This is a genomic window from Polaribacter ponticola (genome assembly GCF_026191475.2).
Lineage (GTDB): Bacteria > Bacteroidota > Bacteroidia > Flavobacteriales > Flavobacteriaceae > Polaribacter > Polaribacter ponticola.
This window is the reverse complement of record NZ_JAOSLC020000003.1, coordinates 713,893-733,339: the sequence shown is the minus strand read 5'-3', so window position 1 is coordinate 733,339 and position 19,447 is coordinate 713,893. Positions and strand designations below refer to the sequence as shown.

General features: G+C 28.6%; 13 protein-coding genes and 2 pseudogenes. 10 read left to right on the top strand and 5 right to left on the bottom strand.

Going from position 1 to position 19,447, the window contains the following annotated elements:
* The first annotated feature begins 1 nt into the window (after position 1).
* A complete protein-coding gene (locus N5A56_RS08225; RefSeq protein ID WP_265725026.1) occupies positions 2 to 955 on the top strand; it encodes an AAA family ATPase in 954 nt (317 codons plus the stop codon).
* On the opposite strand, the gene rsmD is transcribed toward N5A56_RS08225, so the two are convergent.
* From rsmD to N5A56_RS08210, 3 genes are read right to left on the bottom strand one after another with little or no spacing between them, the layout of a single operon-like run.
* On the bottom strand, positions 952 to 1,515 hold the full coding sequence (rsmD, locus tag N5A56_RS08220; protein ID WP_265725025.1) for a 16S rRNA (guanine(966)-N(2))-methyltransferase RsmD: 564 nt from the start codon (positions 1,513 to 1,515) through the stop codon (positions 952 to 954). The two genes, N5A56_RS08225 and rsmD, sit on opposite strands and share 4 nt — an antisense overlap.
* Positions 1,515 to 2,348 (bottom strand): DUF3822 family protein, encoded by an 834-nt coding sequence (locus N5A56_RS08215; RefSeq protein WP_265725024.1) that lies wholly within the window; start codon positions 2,346 to 2,348, stop codon positions 1,515 to 1,517. The genes rsmD and N5A56_RS08215 overlap by 1 nt, the downstream gene beginning before the upstream one ends.
* Positions 2,317 to 3,051: a hypothetical protein gene (locus tag N5A56_RS08210; protein WP_265725023.1), complete on the bottom strand. Its 735-nt coding sequence runs from the start codon at positions 3,049 to 3,051 to the stop codon at positions 2,317 to 2,319. Before N5A56_RS08210 ends, N5A56_RS08215 begins: the two co-directional genes overlap by 32 nt.
* Positions 3,052 to 3,157: 106 nt before the next feature.
* Here N5A56_RS08210 and N5A56_RS08205 point away from each other — a divergent pair.
* A pseudogene (locus tag N5A56_RS08205) lies at positions 3,158 to 4,581 on the top strand (ATP-dependent DNA helicase).
* Here N5A56_RS08205 and N5A56_RS08200 read toward each other — a convergent pair.
* Positions 4,571 to 5,524: a lipid A deacylase LpxR family protein gene (locus tag N5A56_RS08200; RefSeq protein WP_265725021.1), complete on the bottom strand. Its 954-nt coding sequence runs from the start codon at positions 5,522 to 5,524 to the stop codon at positions 4,571 to 4,573. The pseudogene N5A56_RS08205 and the gene N5A56_RS08200 overlap by 11 nt on opposite strands.
* A gap of 93 nt (positions 5,525 to 5,617) precedes the next feature.
* Here N5A56_RS08200 and ppk2 (N5A56_RS08195) point away from each other — a divergent pair, with 93 nt between their 5' ends.
* Both ppk2 (N5A56_RS08195) and ppk2 (N5A56_RS08190) read left to right on the top strand, forming a co-directional pair.
* On the top strand, positions 5,618 to 6,478 hold the full coding sequence (gene ppk2, locus N5A56_RS08195; protein ID WP_265725020.1) for a polyphosphate kinase 2: 861 nt from the start codon (positions 5,618 to 5,620) through the stop codon (positions 6,476 to 6,478).
* Between the two features lie 3 nt (positions 6,479 to 6,481).
* Positions 6,482 to 7,267, top strand: coding sequence for a polyphosphate kinase 2 (ppk2, locus tag N5A56_RS08190; protein ID WP_265725019.1), 786 nt, complete (start codon positions 6,482 to 6,484; stop codon positions 7,265 to 7,267).
* On the opposite strand, the gene N5A56_RS08185 is transcribed toward ppk2 (N5A56_RS08190), so the two are convergent.
* Complete coding sequence (locus N5A56_RS08185; RefSeq protein ID WP_265725018.1) at positions 7,264 to 7,896, bottom strand: low molecular weight phosphatase family protein; 633 nt, start codon at positions 7,894 to 7,896, stop codon at positions 7,264 to 7,266. The genes ppk2 (N5A56_RS08190) and N5A56_RS08185 overlap by 4 nt on opposite strands.
* Positions 7,897 to 7,956: 60 nt before the next feature.
* Here N5A56_RS08185 and N5A56_RS08180 point away from each other — a divergent pair.
* From N5A56_RS08180 to N5A56_RS08155, 6 genes and pseudogenes are all read left to right on the top strand, one after another.
* A pseudogene (locus N5A56_RS08180) lies at positions 7,957 to 8,501 on the top strand (Smr/MutS family protein).
* A 15-nt stretch (positions 8,502 to 8,516) separates the two neighbouring features.
* Positions 8,517 to 9,650, top strand: a complete 1,134-nt coding sequence (locus tag N5A56_RS08175) for a cysteine desulfurase family protein (RefSeq protein WP_265725017.1) — start codon at positions 8,517 to 8,519, stop codon at positions 9,648 to 9,650.
* A gap of 234 nt (positions 9,651 to 9,884) precedes the next feature.
* The gene (locus N5A56_RS08170) at positions 9,885 to 12,686 is read left to right on the top strand and encodes a helix-turn-helix and ligand-binding sensor domain-containing protein (protein WP_265725016.1); all 2,802 of its coding nucleotides are present in this window, start codon (positions 9,885 to 9,887) and stop codon (positions 12,684 to 12,686) included.
* Positions 12,687 to 12,888: 202 nt separating this feature from the next.
* The gene (locus tag N5A56_RS08165) at positions 12,889 to 15,891 is read left to right on the top strand and encodes a SusC/RagA family TonB-linked outer membrane protein (protein ID WP_265725015.1); all 3,003 of its coding nucleotides are present in this window, start codon (positions 12,889 to 12,891) and stop codon (positions 15,889 to 15,891) included.
* Positions 15,892 to 15,952: 61 nt separating this feature from the next.
* Entirely contained in the window at positions 15,953 to 17,383 is a 1,431-nt protein-coding gene (locus tag N5A56_RS08160; RefSeq protein WP_420793202.1) for a RagB/SusD family nutrient uptake outer membrane protein, read from the top strand.
* A gap of 11 nt (positions 17,384 to 17,394) precedes the next feature.
* Positions 17,395 to 19,431, top strand: coding sequence for a PKD domain protein (locus N5A56_RS08155; protein ID WP_265725013.1), 2,037 nt, complete (start codon positions 17,395 to 17,397; stop codon positions 19,429 to 19,431).
* Positions 19,432 to 19,447 lie beyond the last annotated feature (16 nt).

Below are 19,447 nucleotides of genomic sequence, written 5' to 3'. Positions count from 1 at the left end.
AATGTCTGATGTTAAAGCTGTAAATGAGTTAGTAAATCAATACAACTCATTAAAATCTGAAATAGGAAAAGTAATTATTGGTCAAGAAGAAGCTGTAAATTTTACACTTTTGTCTGTTTTTTGTGGAGGCCATTCATTACTTATTGGAGTACCGGGTTTAGCAAAAACATTACTTGTAAATACCGTTTCTAATGCGTTAGGGTTAAACTTTAAACGTATTCAATTTACGCCAGATTTAATGCCTTCAGATATTTTAGGTAGTGAAATTTTAGATCAAAATAGACAGTTTAAGTTTATAAAAGGACCAATATTTTCTAATATAATTCTTGCTGATGAGATAAATAGAACTCCGCCAAAAACACAAGCAGCTTTATTAGAAGCAATGCAAGAACGTTCTGTTACGGTTTCAGGAAATCATTATAAATTAGAATTACCATTTTTTGTTTTAGCTACACAAAACCCAATTGAGCAAGAAGGAACTTATCCATTGCCAGAAGCTCAATTAGATAGATTTATGTTTTCTATTAATTTAGAATATCCAACTTTTAAAGAAGAAGTACAAGTTGTAAAAGCTACTACAAGTAGCATTCAGCAAACTGTAGATGCAATTTTTTCTGGTGAAGAGATTGTAGCAATTCAGAAGTTAATTCGTAAAATTCCGGTTACAGATAATGTTATTGAGTATGCTGTTGGTTTAGTTGGTAAAACAAGACCAAAATCTAACGAAGCTACAGAGTTGGTAAAAAACTATTTAGATTGGGGAGCAGGACCAAGAGCTTCTCAGAATTTAATTTTAGCTGCAAAAGCTCATGCTGCAGTTCATGGTAAATATTCTCCTGATATAGAGGATGTAAAAGCTGTAGCTATACCAATATTATCGCATAGAATCGTTAAAAATTATAAAGCAGAAGCAGAAGGTGTTTCTATTTCAGATATTATAAATTCTTTACTTTAATTTTCATCATTTTCTTCTAAAGTAGTGTGTTCAAAAAAACTAAATACATTGCCTCCATAACGTTTATCGTAGCTGTGGTTTTTATGGGTAGTTAAATTAGTGTGTTTGGAATGTTCAATAATTAAAACACCATCATCTTTTAGCATGTTTTTTGTAAAAACTGTATCTGCAATTTCTAAAAATTTTTCAGTAGTAAAATCATAAGGAGGGTCGGCGAAAATTACATCTGCATTTAATGAAGTTTTCTCTAAAAATTTATAAACATCATTTTTATATGTGTTTATGTCTAGTTCTAGTTCTTTAGAAGTATTATTTATATATTTTATGCAATTGTAATCTGCGTCAATAGCATAAATGCTTTTGGTTCCTCTAGAAGCAAATTCATAACTTATATTACCAGTACCAGCAAATAAATCTATAACAGCTATACCATCTAAATAGTATAGGTTGTTTAATATGTTAAATAAGGCTTCTTTAGCCATGTCTGTAGTTGGGCGAACAGGTAGGTTTTTAGGAGCTCTTAAACGTCTTCCCTTTAGTTTTCCAGATATAATTCTCATTAGCCTAATAATATATAATTAGAGTGATTAGCAATTTCTAATTCTTTAAATAATGGATTTCTACTTTTAAGAAAATAGATGTTTTTAATGTAAGTATATGATATTTTATAAATTTCAGAATTTTGATCAATTTTTCCCATAAAAAATAAATTAAATTTTTCTGTTTTTAATTGCATCTGTTCTGCAGTAAATAAAATATAATAGATAAAATCTTCTTTGGTATAATAAGAAAAAGTATTAGAGAAAATTAATTTTTTGTTCTCTAAAACTACAATGTTAAATGTATGTTTATCTACATTTACATACATTGTTTTTCTAGGGGAGCTTTCAATACTTAGTAGTTTTTCTAATAATACTGTGCTGTGATGTTTGTAATTAAATTCACCAAAATTTTGAAATAGATAATTATTTATATTCACATAAGGAACATATACTGTTTTGGCTTCAATATTCTTTATTTCATCAAAAGTTATAAAATCTGTTTTTAATGTTTTTATATTAAAATTTAGATATGCTAATAATGAGTTTTTGTCAAAGTATTTAGTAGGAACAAGAGATGATAATTCATTTTGATGAATAGCAGTTACAGAAGAAAATTCTAGCTGTAAATTTGGGTCTCTGTTAAAAATAGACTCAATTTCACTTAATAAATCTTCGGGTGTTTTCTTTGTTTCTTCAAAAAGGTATTCTTTAAAGTAAACATTTCTTTTAGTGTTTATATCTAAAACACAAAAAGAAAATCCATCCAAACTAAATTGGATGGATAATTCTCTATCTTTTGTATTCTTTAAAGAAATGTTGTTATTCTTTTTTTGCACTGTCTCTTTTATCATAAGAAGGAGGCCAATTTCCACCAGTACTAACTTCTTCTAAAGATCCTACAGAAATAAACTCGCCTTTAATTTGATCTGTTTCAATAGCTTCTATTTCTATCTTAACTAAAGACTCATTCATTCCTTTTAAAACATCTTTTTTAGGAGTTCTTGCTCTAAAAGTAGGTACTAATAAGCCTTGTACTTTTTCAACCTCACCAACTTCTAATTCAAATTCTGTTCCAGTTAAACTAGGTACTTTAAACATGTTTTTATAGTCTCTGTCTTTAAAATATTTTAAAACAGGTTCGTAACCAATTGTATCTGTAACTCTTTTCTCTTCATCAACAATAATACCTCCACCTTTATTAACTTTTTCTACAATAGTTTTTGTTTCAGTTAAAGCCAATTGAGCAGTATCAATAAATTGAATTAAAGCAGATTTGTCTTTAGTATATTTACCATTAGCTTCAAAAAATTTAACTTCTGCATCTCTAATAATTTTTAAACTAGAAATTACTGGAGCAAATTTTTCAATTTTTTCTTTACTGAACTTTATTGGTTCCATAATTCCATTGTAAATCTTAGAGCCTAAAAACACTGCTAAAACCAATAAAAGTATAGAAGGAATCCATCTTAACTTTAAAGGTAAATATTTAACTATAATAAAGGCTACAAGAACTGATGCTAAAACAGCTCCTAAAATCATTAGTAATAAATTCATTTTTAATTTGTTTTTTTTAATAGTGTTAACGCAAATCTACAATTTTTTTACAATGATAAAAATTTTTATTTACAATTCAATGTATCTTTGATGTTTTAATTTATATATGATAAAATTACCTGTTGATTTTTACAAAGAACTTCAAAAAAAGTTTCCACATAGTCCTACAAATAAACAAAGTCAATTATTAAAATTATTAAGTGATTTTGTTTTTGATAATGATAAAAATAACTTATTTTTATTAAAAGGATATGCTGGTACAGGTAAAACAACTACAATAAGTACATTTGTTAATGCTTTATCTTCTATTGGAAAAAAAGCAGTATTATTAGCTCCAACAGGTAGAGCTGCTAAGGTTATTTCTGTTTATTCTAAAAGACCTGCTTTTACAATTCATAAAAAAATATATTTTCCAAAAAACAAACAAATGGTTCTGTCGATTTTGTTTTACAACCTAATAAGCATAAAAACACCATTTTTTTAGTTGATGAAGCCTCTATGATACCCGATGGTAGACAAAATCAAAAGTTTTTTGATTCTACTTCATTATTAGACGATTTATTGTCTTACGTGTATTCTGGAACGAATTGTAAATTAGTTTTTATTGGTGATACTGCACAATTACCACCTGTAAAGTTAGATGTAAGTCCGGCTTTAGAGGCAGATACTCTAACCTATGATTATCTTAAAAATGTTATAGAAATTGAGTTAGATGAAGTTATGCGACAGCATGAAAGTTCTGGTGTTTTGGCAAATGCAACTCAATTAAGATTCTTAATTCAAAACGCAAATAAGGATTTTAAATTCGATTTAAATTATCCCGATATTAAAAGATTAATAGATGGTTACGATATTGAAGATGCTCTTGTTTCTGCCTATGATAATGATGGTGTAGAGGATACTGCATTTATAGTAAGGTCGAATAAAAGAGCCAATCAATATAATCAACAAATAAGAATGCAAATTCGTGGGCAAGAAAATGAAATTTCACCAGGAGACTTTGTTATGGCAGTTAAAAATAATTATTTTTGGTTAAAGGAATCTTCAGAAGCCGGGTTCATTGCCAATGGAGATATTTGTGAGGTTTTAAGAATTTTTTCTATAAAGGATTTGTATGGGTTTAAGTTTGCAGAAGTAGAACTAAGAATGATTGATTATCCAGAGATGCAACCTTTCGAAACCGTTTTGTTGTTAGATACAATAACTAGCGAAAGTCCTTCTTTAAGTTATGAAGAATCAAATAAATTGTATCAGGCCGTAAAAGAGGATTATACACATGAAAAATCTAAGTATAAACAGTTTTTAGCAATTAAAAAAAATAAATACTTTAATGCTTTACAAGTAAAGTTTTCTTATGCGATGACTTGTCATAAATCTCAAGGAGGACAATGGAAAACTGTTTTTATAGAACAACCATATTTGCCAGATGGTGTTTCTAAAGAGTATTTTAGATGGTTATACACGGCAATCACTCGAGCACAAGAAAAATTGTATTTAATAGGTTTTAAAGATGATTTTTTTAATCACTAATTAAATAATTAATTATTATTGTTCCATATTTATGACCATTTCTAAATCTTAAATTATCAGTCTTGTTTGTGTTGTAATTATATGTGTAGCCAAAATTAAATCTGTTTGCCGTAAATTTTAAACCAACTTCTAAAGCAAAAATAATTGGATTTAATTCTTTAGTAACCTCGCTAGTTGTGTTTAAAAAACTTCCTTGTAAAGTGGCGTCATAAATAGCATAGGTTAAAGTTGGTTTTAGGTACATAAAGTTTTCAATTTCTCTTACACCGTTAGTGTTTTTGTTGTTTAAATTTGTGTTAAATGCTATAGTGTTAATAATTTTTTGAAGCGGTTTAAATCCTATTCTAGTATAAAAACCAGAAGAAATGTTTGTGTAAATTGTACCTAATTTAGTTTGATTTACCCAATGAGTATCAAAATAATTAGAACTAATTTTAGTAATGTATTTATTATAATTTGCATTAAAATTTAGCCCAAATGCGTTTCTTATTTGATGTTTCCATCCAACAGCTTTTTTGAAACCATAAATATCATGAATAAAATCTTGTAATTCCTCACTAAATGAATTAGGGCCAATAACACCAATTTGTATCGCTGTTTTTAACGTAGTATTGTTTTCATAAACTCGATTAATTCCAAAACTACCAAATAAATAACCAGCAAAAGGTCTATCGTGCTCAACTATACTTTGTACAATAGATTTATATGGAGTAAACATTTCGTGACCAATTTTCCATTCTAATATCTTTTTTTCTTGATTTTTACTTTTGAATTTTGAAATATATTTATAACTTAAAAACATTCCATTTGTGTAATAGCTATCTTTAAATGTAGAAACATATAAGTCGTTATCGTTTTTAAAGCTAATTTCTTTAGAGTATTTTTCTTGTGAAGTGAGGTGAACACTAATAAATAAAAGAAAAAAGAAGAATTTATATTTCATAATTAACAAATATAAATGAACTAATTTAAAATGGTATTTTTTTCTAAGATTTATCAGAAAAAGGTTTTATTTTAGTCAAATTAAATTACCTCTATGAATAAAAAAGTAACAATAACTGCAGAAGATTTTGAAAGCTTAACAAGCAATCAAGATTTACGCTCTTTATTAGATAAAAAAAACATTTCATATAATAAAGTAAAAAGAACTCTGTCGTATAATAATGAACTACGTTTGTTGCAAATAGAGTTGGTTAAATTACAGCGTTATGTTTCTAGCCAAAAGAAAAGAGTTGCTATAATTTTTGAGGGTAGAGACGCAGCTGGTAAAGGAGGTAATATTCGTAGGTTTATGGAGCATTTAAATCCGAGATCTAGTAGATTGGTGGCTTTAAATAAACCAACAGATGTAGAGAAAGGTCAGTGGTATTTTCAAAGATATATTAAGGAGTTACCTAATCCTGGAGAAATAGTTTTTTTTGATAGAAGTTGGTATAATAGAGCAGTTGTAGAGCCAGTAATGGGTTTTTGTTCTGATAGACAATATAAAGATTTTTTACTTCAAGTACCAGAGTTTGAACATATGATGTATGAAGATGGTGTAATAATTATTAAGTTTTGGTTATCAATAACAAAAGAAGAGCAGTTAAAACGGTTTGAGGGTAGAAATGAAGACCCTTTAAAAAGATGGAAATTTAGTCCGGTTGATAGGCAAGGTCAGAATTTATGGGATAAATACACGCACTATAAGTCAGAAATGTATTCTAAAACTCATACAACTTACAGTCCATGGATGATTGTAAAAACTAATAATAAGAAAATTGCAAGATTAGAAGCTATAAGGCATGTTTTATCTCAGTTCGATTATGAGGGTAAATCTGAAGCTGGTACAATTTTAAACCCAGATCCAAATATTGTAATGCGTTATTATCGTTCAATTAATAATGAAATAGATTAAGTAATGGAGAAAAAATTAACAGAATCTGAAGTAAAAAAATTGAACTCTAAAAAAGGGATGTTGGCTTTGTTGTCTAAAGAACCTTTAAATATTGAGAGAGCATTAAGATTTGTAGATTATGAAAAAAAACTAGAGAAGTTACAAATTGAGTTAATTAGATTACAAACTTGGGCTATTAATAATGACGAACGTATAATTGTAGTTTTTCAAGGTAGAGATGCTGCAGGAAAAGGAGGTGCAATAAGAAGAGTTACAGAGAGAATTAATCCAAGGCATATGAGAATTGTTGCATTGCCTAAGCCTAACGAAGATGAAAGATCACAATGGTATTTTCAAAGGTATGTAGAGCAATTTCCTAAAGCAGGAGAAATGGTTTTTTTTGATAGAAGCTGGTATAATAGAGCAGTCGTAGAACCTGTAAATGGTTTTTGTACTCAAGAAGAGTACGAGATTTTTATGAACCAAGTAAATGACTTTGAAAGAATGATTCTAGAGTCTGGAATTCATTTGGTTAAAATTTATATGTCAATTTCAAAGAAAGAACAAGCCAAAAGATTTGCAGATATTAAAAGTGATCCATTAAAGCAATGGAAGATGACAAAACTAGATGAAAAGGCACAAGCCTTATGGGATCAATACACAGTTTACAAGAAAGCGATGTTCGATAGAACTCATAAGGAAAATTCTCCGTGGAAAATTATAAGAGCAAATAGAAAAACTGAAGCTAGAATTAATGTAATCAATCATATTTTAAAAAGTATACCTTACGATAAAAGCTTAGAAATTTAAAAAAGCATCTTTTTAACTTCAAAAAAGATAAAATTAATTTCAGCTGCTATTTGTTTACTTGTATTTAAATACGTTTCTTTTTGAAGTTTTGTTCTATCAGAACTCTTAGGATCTATAAATGGTAAATGAAACCTATAGTTTGCTTTAGGTATTAAAGGACAATTTTTATTAGCGCTATTGCTCGTAGTTATGGCTATAAAAGGCTCGTTATTAATTGGGTTGTAGTATAATTTAGAAAAACCAATAATAGATTCTTTACTACCCTCAAAAGTGATTTGGTATTTTGGGTTTTGATGCGAAAAATCTGTTAATTGAAAGGTAAATCCCGCTTTTTGTAAAGTTTTAATTGTATTTCTATGCAAAGCAGTAACATCTATCCCTCCAGAAAAAGAATTAATATTTAAATTATAATATTCTGCAATAAAATAACTCCAAATCTGTCCAAACTGGCTTCTTCTAGAGTTATTAGTACAAATAAAATTAATATTTACAACTCCATTTTTTCTTAATTCATTTATTATGGCTTTAGAAACTTTAAGCAAGATGCTTTTTCTTTCATTATTAATAAATGAGTTTTTACAAACATGTTCAAAAAATTTTTTTGTTGTAATAGTTGGAGTTTTAAGCATTTGAGTTTTTTTGCAAGTTAACTAATTAAAGTACTTTTGTAAATTATTAAAAAGTTAAGAATGCGTTTAGAAATTGGTGATAAAGTTGCTGTTTTAGATGATGTTTTAAAAGGAGTTGTTGTCAATATTAAAGACAACTTAATTTCTGTTGAAACATTAGACGGAATGATTTTTAATTTTACAGCTTCAGAATTAGTTAAAATTGAGAAAGAACAGCATGAACTAACGAAGTTTTCCGATATTAATAACCCGTTATTAAAAGAGAAAACAAATTTAAATAAATCTAAAAAAGTCTTTTTAAAAAAGAAAAAAACGAAATAATACTAGAAGTGGATTTACATATAAATAAATTAGTTAAGTCTGTAAAAGGGTTAGATAATTACGATATGTTGAATATTCAATTAGATACTGCAAAGAGAAAAGTAGATTATGCAATAAGTAAAAAGATACCTAAAATAGTTTTTATTCATGGAGTAGGCGAAGGGGTTTTAAAATCTGAATTACAAAGTTTATTAAATAAATACTCAGTAAAGTATTATGACGCTTCATATAAGAAATACGGGTTAGGAGCAACTGAAGTTTATGTTTATCAGAACTCTAATTAGTTGTATTTTTGCTATATGAAAGCTATATATTTAGACAACGCTGCAACTACCAAAATTGATTTTGATGTTTTAGAATTAATGAATTTATCAATGCAAGAAAACTTTGGTAATCCATCTTCAATACATCAAATTGGTAGGAAAGCAAAAACAGCTGTTGAAACTGCAAGAAAAAATATAGCTAAACATTTTAATGTTACAGCTAGCGAAATTGTTTTTACTGCTGGAGGTACAGAAGCAGATAATTTAGTTTTAAATAACGCCGTTTTAAATTTAGGTGTTCGAAGAATTATTACTTCAAAAATAGAACATCATGCGATTCTTCATACTTGTGAGTTTTTAAAAAAAATGTATAATATTGATGTAGAATATGTTAAAGTTAATGAATTTGGCGATATAGATTTTAAGCATTTAGAATTTCTATTATCTAAAAACGAAGCTAAAACTTTAGTTAGCTTAATGTTTATTAATAACGAAATAGGTAATATTTTAAATGTTAACGAAGTGGTCGTTTTATGTAAACAATATAATGCTCTTTTTCATTCAGATACTGTACAAGCAATAGGACATTATAATTTAGATTTAAAGAAAACTCAAATCGATTTTATTGCAGCAAGTGCACATAAATTTCATGGGCCAAAAGGAGTAGGTTTTGCTTATTTTAAGAAAGGTTTTGGTGTCTTACCTATGTTTTATGGAGGAGATCAAGAAAGAGGTGCGCGTTCTAGTACAGAAAATGTACATTCTATTCTTGGTATGGAAAAGGCACTAGAAATTGCTTCAGATAATATATTAATTGATAAAGAGAATTTAATAAATCTTAAACAGTATTTTATTTCGGAATTAAAAAAAATATCTAATGGAATAAGGTTTAATGGCGTGTCTTCAGACTTAGAGAAAAGTAGTTATACAATTTTAAGTGTGCGTTTTCCTGTGAATAATGATATGTTATTGTTTAGTTTAGATATGCTTGGTGTAGCTGTTTCTGGAGGTTCTGCATGTCAGAGCGGAAGTAACAAAGGTTCACATGTACTTTCTGAAATTTTACTTGATAAAGAAGCTGATAAAACTTCAATTCGATTTTCATTTTCGAAGTTTACTACAATAGAAGAAATAGATTTTACTGTTGCTAAATTAAGAGAGCTTTTATAGTTTATTTTATTTGTAAGTTATTAATAAATTTTAGTATTTGAATTTAACTTTTCTATTTATTTTAAATAATACATTTTTTATTTATAAGCTTTATTTTTTTATTTAAAATGTTAAATGTAAAGTTATTATCTCTTTTGTAGAAGAAGTATTATCTATTAAACTCCCATACTAATATATTTTAATAAGCTAATTTTAAGTTATTTGCATTATATTGTTACCCAAACATTCATGTATATGCGTAATAATTTACTTTACAGTTTCTTTTTTATTTATTTATTTACGGTTTCTTGTTTTTCTCAAGAAGTTCCTCCAATAAATATTTTTTCCACAGAAGATTACGGAGCAGAAAATCAAAATTGGGCTATTTCTCAAGGAAATAATAAATTTATTTATGTAGCTAACAATGAAGGTTTATTAGAGTATAATGGTTCTAGCTGGCAATTGTATCCTACTCCAAATGAATCGATTATGAGGTCTGTTAAAAACTTTGATAATAAGGTCTATACAGGTTTTTACATGGATTTTGGATATTGGAAAAAAGACGAATTTGGTGTTTTAAAATATGTGTCTATTGCAGATACTAATAAAATTAAAATGCTTGAAGATGAACAAATCTGGGAAATTGAAGAGTTAGACGGTTGGATGATTTTTAAATCACTAGAAAGAATTTATCTATATAATTTAAAAAAAGATGAAATAAAAATTATAAACGCAGAATACAGAATTCATAAATTATCAAAAGTTGATGGTGTAATTTACTTTCAAGAAAATAATAAGGGTGTTTATAGGATTGAAAATGGAGTTCCAAAATTAATTTCTGAAGATAAAGTTTTAAAAGAGAATATTATTGTAGAAATATTTAAAAAGAACAATAAATTGTTGTTTTTAACACAAAAAGCAGGTTTTTATATTTTAGAAGATGCTATTTTAAACCCTTGGAAAATAACATCTGATGAATTTTTATCTAATAAAACAGTTTACAGTGCTAAACAATTAAAAAACAACGATATTTTACTTGGTACAATTTCAAATGGTATAATTGTTCTAAATAGTAAAGGTGAATTTAATTATCAGATAACTCAAAGTTTAGGGCTAAGTAATAACACCGTTTTAAGTACTTTTGAAGATATAGATAATAACATATGGTTAGGGTTGGATAACGGTATTAATTCTATAAACCTTTCTTCTCCATTTGGTCTTTATGTGGAGAAAAATAATTTTTGGGGAACTATTTATGCATCAATTGTTTTTAATGATTATTTGTATTTAGGTACAAATCAGGGCTTATATTATAGAAAAAATAATTCTGGAGATGTTTTTAAGTTTATTAAAAACACACAAGGTCAAGTTTGGAATTTACAAGTAATAAATAACGTTTTATTTTGCGGGCATGATACCGGAACTTTTATTATAAATAAGGATAAAGCCAATAATATTAGCAATATTAGAGGTGCTTGGGGAATGGTTGAAAAAGATAAAAATACCTTAATACAAGGAAATTACCATGGTTTAATAGTGTTTTCAAAAAAAGGTAATACTTGGAGTGTAAGAAATAAAATAAAAGGGTTTTCAACGTCCAGTAGATACTTTGTATTAAAAGGAGAAACTGAAATTTTTGTTAATCATGAATATAAAGGCGTTTTTAAATTAGATGTAGATAAAGATTTTACTAAAGTTTTAAAGATTCATAAATATGAATCTATTGAAAAAGGAATTCATTCAAGTTTAATTAATTATCAAGGTGATATTTATTATTCTAGTAAAAAAGGAGTTTACAAATACAATGAAGAAATAAATGATTTTAAAATAGATACCGTTTACAGTAAATTAATACCATCAGAAAAGTTTCTTTCTGCAAAACTACTTTCTGATAACACTAATAATAAATTATGGTCTTTTACTGAAGATGATATTCGTTTTTTTACTCCTGGTAAGTTAAGTAATAAACCAGATTTAGAAATAATTCCTATTAAAGGATCTGTTCATAAAGGAGCTTCAGGTTATGAAAATATAGTGTATTTAAGTGAAGAAAAATACCTTATTGGTGCTAGAGATGGTTATTTGGTTGTTGATTTAAATAATTTAAAGGAACCAAATGATTTTAAAGTAAATATAAACAAGGTTTATAATAATGTTCTTGACAGTGAGCATAAAATGATGAGTTTATTAGACAATGCTTTTTTTAATAGTAATGAAAATAATTTAGAATTCTTTTACAGTGTTCCCAATTATAATAGTACTTCTTCTGTAAAGTATCAATATCAATTGGAGGGATTGAATGAAAAATGGAGTAAATTTTCGAATTCGAACTCACTTTTGTTTAAAAATTTATCTTTTGGAGAGTACACCTTTAAAGTTAGAGCTACCATGGATAATAAGTTAAGCAGTAATATAGCTGAATACTCTTTTAATATAGCTAAACCATGGTATATAAGTAATTTTATGATGGTTATTTATATCCTTGGTTTTTTAATATTAGGTTATGTAACAAATGTTTTACATCGAAATTATTACAGAAATCAAAGAGAAAAGTTACTTGAAAAAGCGCAAAAGGAATTAGAATTAAAAGAATTAGAGAGTTCGCAAAAAATAATTAAACTTAATAATGATAAGTTAAGAAGCGATATTGCTAGTAAAAATAGAGAATTAGCTACATCTACAATGAGTATTATTAAAAAGAATGAGTTCTTAAGTTCCATTAAAAATGAATTAGCAGAAGGAGGAAAACAAAGTCTAGCTAATGTTGTTAAGATTATTGATAAAAACCTAAACAATACAGATGATTGGAAAATGTTTCAAGAAGCATTTAATAATGCTGATAAAAAATTCTTAAAGAAAATTAAATCTAAACATCCAGAGTTAACTCCAAACGATTTAAGATTATGTGCTTACCTTAGATTAAACTTATCTTCAAAAGAAATAGCACCACTATTAAATATATCTCCAAGAAGTGTTGAGGTAAAAAGGTATAGGTTAAGGAAAAAGATGAACTTGTTACACGATAAGAACTTAACAAGTTATATTTTGGAAATATAGTTGCTACAACATAGGTGTAAAACACCCATACAATACCACAACATTTGTTTTTTTGAAAAAAAATTAACAGTTCTCTAACATTAGTGATAATGGGGTTTTAAAGCTTTTTTATTGTTATGTATGTTTTTTGTTGAGGTGCTTTTTAGTGATTTACTAATAAATGTACCTTAGTTTTACAATAATATTAATTAAAACATAATTTATGAGAAAAAAGATTACATTACTGCTATTTATGTTTGCAAGTTTTTGCTTTACAGCTCAAACAATAAATGTAAAAGGAGTTGTAAAAGACGCAACTACCGGTGATACTTTGCCAGGAGTTAGTGTTGTTGTTAAAGGTACTACAACAGGTACCGAAACTGATTTTGATGGTATTTACAATTTATCAAATGTAAAAAAAGGTGCTATTTTAGTTTTTAACTATTTAGGTATGAAAACTAAAGAAGTTACAGTTAGTTTTTCTGAAATTAATGTTTCATTAGAAGAGTCTGCTGAGTCATTAGATGAAATAGTAGTTGTAGGTTATGGTAAACAAAAAAGAAAAGATGTTACGGGTTCTGTTTCTTTAGTTGGTGAAAAAACTTTAGAAGCTTTAAAACCTATAGATGCAACAACAGCTTTACAAGGTACAACTTCAGGTGTAGCGGTAAATTTATCATCTGGAGCTCCAGGTGCTAAAGCTAATATCTTAATAAGAGGGGTAAGTTCAAATACAAATAATCAACCTTTAACAATTGTAGATGGTTATGAAGGGGATTTAAATAGTATTAATCCAAACGATATTGAATCTATTACCGTATTAAAAGATGCACAAGCTGCAATATATGGTATAAAAGGAGCAAATGGTGTAGTTTTGGTAACTACTAAAATTGGTAAAAAGAACAAAGTTCCTACAGTTAAATACGATACTTATGCAGCAATACAGCAAACTACTCGTAGATTAGATTATTTAAATGCTACTGAGTATGCATTGGTTTTAAATGAGGCGTATTCGGCAAGTGGGCAATCTTTACCGTTTACAAATGTATCTTCGCTAGGTAGAGGTACAGATTGGCAAGATCAATTATTTAACGATGCTTTTTTAATTAATCATAATATTAGTTTATCTGGTGGTGGAGAAAATGTAAAATATTTTATTAGTGCTTCTCGAACAGAGCAAGATGGTATTATTGCAAAAGAGAAATCTAATTTTATTAGAAATAATATCAAAATGAATTTAGGTGTTGATATTAGTGATAAACTAAATTTTTCTGTAATTGCTAACTATTATACAAGCGCTTCACAAAGTTTTACAGGTTCATTATTATTTAATGGATTAAATTATGCTCCTACTTTTGGAGTTAATGAAGATGATGCAACTAACTTTTTAGGAATTGAAGTTGTAAATCCTTTATCATTATTAAAAAATACTTTTGGAGAGAATAATGGAAACGGATTAGAAGGTAACTTTAAATTAAGTTACAAACCTATAGATGGTTTAACAGTAACATCTCGTCTAGGATATAAAATTTATAACGAAAAACAAAGAAGTTTTACGCCAATTCAGAGCTACGGAAACTCTAAAGTATATAATCAAACACAAAGTTCTGTTTATCAATTTAAAGCTACTTCTACAAGAGTAAATTGGGAAACGTTTGCAACTTATGAAAAAACTTTTGGAGAAAATCATAATACTGCTTTTACGCTAGGAACTAGTGTTCAGAATGATTTATTTGACGGTATTTATACTACAGGTTTTGATGTACCTAACAATTCTTATGAATTTGCAGATATTAGTTTAACAAACTCTCAAAGTTTACAGAGAAGTTTAAATACAGGTAATGGAGATGTTAGACTTACTTCTTATTTCGGAAGAGTTCAATATGATTATAAAGGTAAATATTTATTTTCTGGTTTATTAAGAAGAGATGGGGCATCAGTTTTTGCTGCAGATCAAAGAATTGATAACTTTTGGTCTGTAACTACAGGTTGGAAAGCATCAGAAGAAGATTTCTTAAAAGATAATGAAACTATTAGCTTTTTAAAATTAAGAGCAAGTTATGGTACTTTAGGTAACCTAGTTGGAGACAATTTATATAGATCATTATTAAATGGTGAAGCAGAATATGTTTTTGATGGTGCTTTAGTTTCTGGTGAAGCTCAAGGTAGACTTTCAAATGCAATTGCAACATGGGAAACAGCAGAAAAATTAGATATTGGTTTAGATATTAATTTCTTTGATGATAAATTAACTATAGTTGCAGATTATTTTGAAGAAACAAGAAAAGATTTATTAATTCAAGATTTTCCAGTATCAGGTTTGTTAGGTATTGCTTCTCCAGGAAGCTCAAGTCCAACAGTAAATGCTGGTACATCTAAAAATACAGGTGCAGAATTAGCAATTGGTTATACGGCTTATGAATCTGATAATGCATCTTTAAACTTATCTTACAACGTTACTTATGTAAAGAATAATGTTACAGAAGTATTAGATGATGCAATAGTTAGAGGTGGTGATTTTGCAATTGGTAATTTACCTCCGTCTAGAATGGAAGTAGGGCAACCAATAGGTTATTTCTACGGATTACAAACAGATGGTATTTTTCAAACACAAGCAGAAGTAGATGCGCACCCTTCTCAATCAGATTTAGGTGCTAGTATTACTGCACCAGGAGATATTAGATATAAAGATGTAAACGGAGATGGTGTTGTAGATTTTGATGATAGAACAAACATAGGAAAACCTCAAGCAGATTTCTATATGGGATTCAATATATCAGCAAAATACAAAAATTGGGACTTTAGTACTTATTTATATTCAGAATTGGGAAAAGAGATTGTAAGAAATTACGAACGTTTTTTACCTAATGTTAACAAGCCAGCTTATTATTTAGATAGATGGACAGGAGCAGGAACAAGTAACTCTGTGCCAAGGTTAACAAATGACGCTACAAATAATAAATTGTTCTCAGATTTTTTTGTAGAAGATGGTTCATTCATAAGAATGCAAAATGTACAAGTTGGGTATAATTTCTCAACAGATGTTTTAGAAAAAGTAGGTTTATCTAAATTAAGATTATATACAACTGTAAATAATGTTTTTACTATTACAGATTATTCTGGTTATGATCCTACAATTAACGGTGGAGCAATAGGAGCAGGTATAGACTCTGGTAATTACCCATCCGCAAGACAGTTTATTTTAGGTTTAAATGTTGAATTTTAAAAAATAAAAGATGAAAAGATATAATCAAAAAATAAAATTAGGATTCATCTTTGTAGCAAGTATGTTGTTGTTAAACTCTTGTGCAGATGAATATTTAGATAATTCAAAAATCTACGCAATAGATACAGAATCGTTCTTTAATTCAGAAACAGATTATTATAATGCACTTGTTGCAGCATACGATCCTTTGCAATCTACATTTATAAATGTTTTAATGGGAGAAATTGCATCAAACAACACATTATGTGGTGGAGAAAGTGCAACTGATGTTCCAGGATACCAACAAGTAGATGATATGACCCATTCACCAGTAAATTCGCAACTTCAAAACCTATGGAGTTGGATGTTTGGTGGTGTAAATAGAGCTGCTTACATTATCGAATTTCAAGATAAAACAGATTTTGTAGGTAAAGAAGTTATCATTGCAGAAGCACGTTTTTTAAGAGCATATTATAATTTTGAATTAGTAAAATGGTTTGGAGATATTCCTATTAAACCAGAAGGACGTTTCGTTTTTGGTGATGAAAAATCAATACCAAGATCTCCAAAAGCAGAAGTTTACGCTTTAATAGAAGCAGATTTAAAATACGCAGTAGCAAACCTTACTTATGTAGCACCACAAGTTGGTAGAGCAACAAAAGGTTCTGCAGAAGCATTATTAGGTAAAGTCTATTTATATCAAGATAAATTTCAAGAAGCTTCAACTGTACTTAAAAATTTAATTGATTTTGGACCTTATGATTTAGTAACTGATTACAATTCAATATTTGAAGATGCTGGTGAAAATGGAGTAGAATCAGTATTCGAAGTTCAGTATACAGATATTCAAGGAGCAGGATTTGGGTGTTTACAGTGTAGTGAAGGTAATGTAGCAGTAGGTTTCCAAGGAGTTAGAGGTTATGACGGAGATTTATTTACATCAGGCTTTAGTTTTAATGTACCAACTCAAGAAATGGTAGATGAGTTTGAGCCGGGAGATAACCGTAAAGATGTAGCTATTTTAGATATTGATGCTTGGGCAGCTTCTACAGGAGCATCTTTTACAACAGGATACGAGCATACAGGTTTTTTCAATAGAAAATACATTCCAAGAAAAAGAAGCACAGAGGCAGCTGGAGATTTAAATCTTACAAATCCTAATAATTACAGGGCAATTCGTTTTGCAGATGTATTATTAATGGCAGCAGAAGCTTTTAATAGAAGATCAAATCCAGATGATGGTATTGCTAAAGTGTATTTAAATAGGGTAAGAGCAAGAGCTTTTGGAGCAGCGAACGATGTTACTTCTTCTGGTTCTAATTTAACAAGTGCAATTTATCATGAACGAAGAGTTGAACTAGTTGGAGAAGGGCATCAGTTTTTCGATTTAGTAAGAACTGGCAGAGGTACTCAAATTACTGGTTTTACATCTGGTAAAAACGAAGTATTCCCAATTCCATTAGAAGAAATTCAATTTTCTCAAGGTAATTGGTCACAAAATTCTAATTACTAAAACATAGAAATATGAAAAAAATAAAAACAATTTATAAAGCATTACTTATACTTTTTGTAATAATTGCTTGTACAGACGAAAGAAGTTTAGATTTTTTAGACACAGTATCAGTACCTTCAAATGTTTCTGCAATATATAATATTACGCAAGATAATACAGGTTTGGTAACAATTACACCAACAGCAGATGGAGCTATTTCATTTGATGTTTATTTTGGAGATGCAACTACAACTCCAGAAAATGTAGAATCTGGTAAGAATATTCAGCATAAATATGCAGAAGGAACTTATCAAGTAAAAGTTGTAGCATACAATACTAATGGGGATACTGCAGAAGCAACACAAGATTTATTTGTTTCTTTTAAAGCTCCTCAAAATTTAGTTGTAACTATAAATAATGATGCAGCAATATCAAAACAAGTTAATGTTTTAGCCGATGCAGATTTTGCTGTTACTTTTGAGTTTTATTCAGGAGAAGATGGCGTTACTCAACCAGTAATGTCTGGTAATATTGGAGAATCAATTTCTTATGCTTATGCAAATGCAGGAATTTATACTTATAAAGTAATTGCAAAAGGTGGTGCTATTGAAACAACAGAATTCACAGCAGATTTTGAAGTAACAGAAATTTTAGCACCAATTGCTTCAGCAGCAGCAGCTCCATCTAGAAACGATACAGATGTAATTTCTATTTTTAGTGATTCTTATACAGATGTTGCGGGTACAGATTTTAACCCAAATTGGGGGCAATCTACTATTTATACACCTTTCGATTTAAATGGAGATGCAATAATTCAATATAGTAATTTAAACTATCAAGGTATTCAAATAGGGTCTACTCAAGATGTTTCTACAATGGAATATTTACACTTAGATGTTTGGACTGCAGATGCTACAGAGCTTGAAACTTTTTTAATTAGTATTGCTAGTGGAGAAAAATTAGTAAAATCAACATTAACTAAAGATGCTTGGACAAGTATAGATATACCTATTTCAGATTTTACAGATCAAGGTTTATCTGTTAACGATTTACATCAATTTAAATTTGTTGGTTCAGGTTCAGTTTTTATAGATAACTTATATTTCTATAAAGCTCCTTCAGGTAGTGTATCTACTGTTGTAGAGGGTTTTGAAGGAACTGCTCCTACGTTTACAGATTTTGGAAACATGGCGCCAATAGAAGTAGTTGCTAACCCAGATGTATCTGGTTTAAATACAACAAGTAATGTTGCAAAATTTGTTAAATCAAATGGTTCTGAAACTTGGGCAGGTGCATTTTTTGATATTCCTACTTCGTTAGATTTTGCAAACAATAATAAAATGACTGTTAAAACATGGTCTCCAAAAGCTGGAATTACTGTAAGATTTAAAGTAGAAAATTCAGCAGATAATACACAGTTTGTAGAAGTTGATGCAACAGCATCTAAAACTAATGAGTGGGAAGAGTTAACTTTTGATATGTCTAGTGCAGCGCCAGGAGTAACTTATGATAGAATTGTAATTTTCTTTGATTGGGATGTTTCAGGTGATGATTCTGTATATTATTATGATGAGATTACTTTAGTAAATGATGTTGGTGCAGCAACTCCAGTATTATTTCAAGATTTTGAAGGAACAGCTCCTGCATTTACAGATTTTGGAAATATGGCACCCATAGAAATTGTTGTAAATCCAGATACTTCTGGAGCTAATACAACGAGTATGGTTGCTAAATTTGTTAAAAGTAGCGGTTCTGAAACTTGGGCAGGTGCATTTTTTGATATGCCGTCTTCTTTAGATGTTGCAAATTATGGTAAAGTAGTTGTTAAAACCTATTCTCCAAAGTCTGGAATTACTGTGAGGTTTAAAATAGAAAATGCAGCAGATAATACTCAATTTGTAGAAGTAGATGCAGTTACTACAACAGCAAATGCTTGGGAAGAGTTAACTTTTGATATATCTAGTGCTTTACCAGCAATTACTTATGATAGAATTGTAATTTTCTTTGATTGGGATGTTTCAGGTGATGATTCTATCTATTATTATGATGAATTAGCATTAACTAATTAATAAATAAAGTTTTATA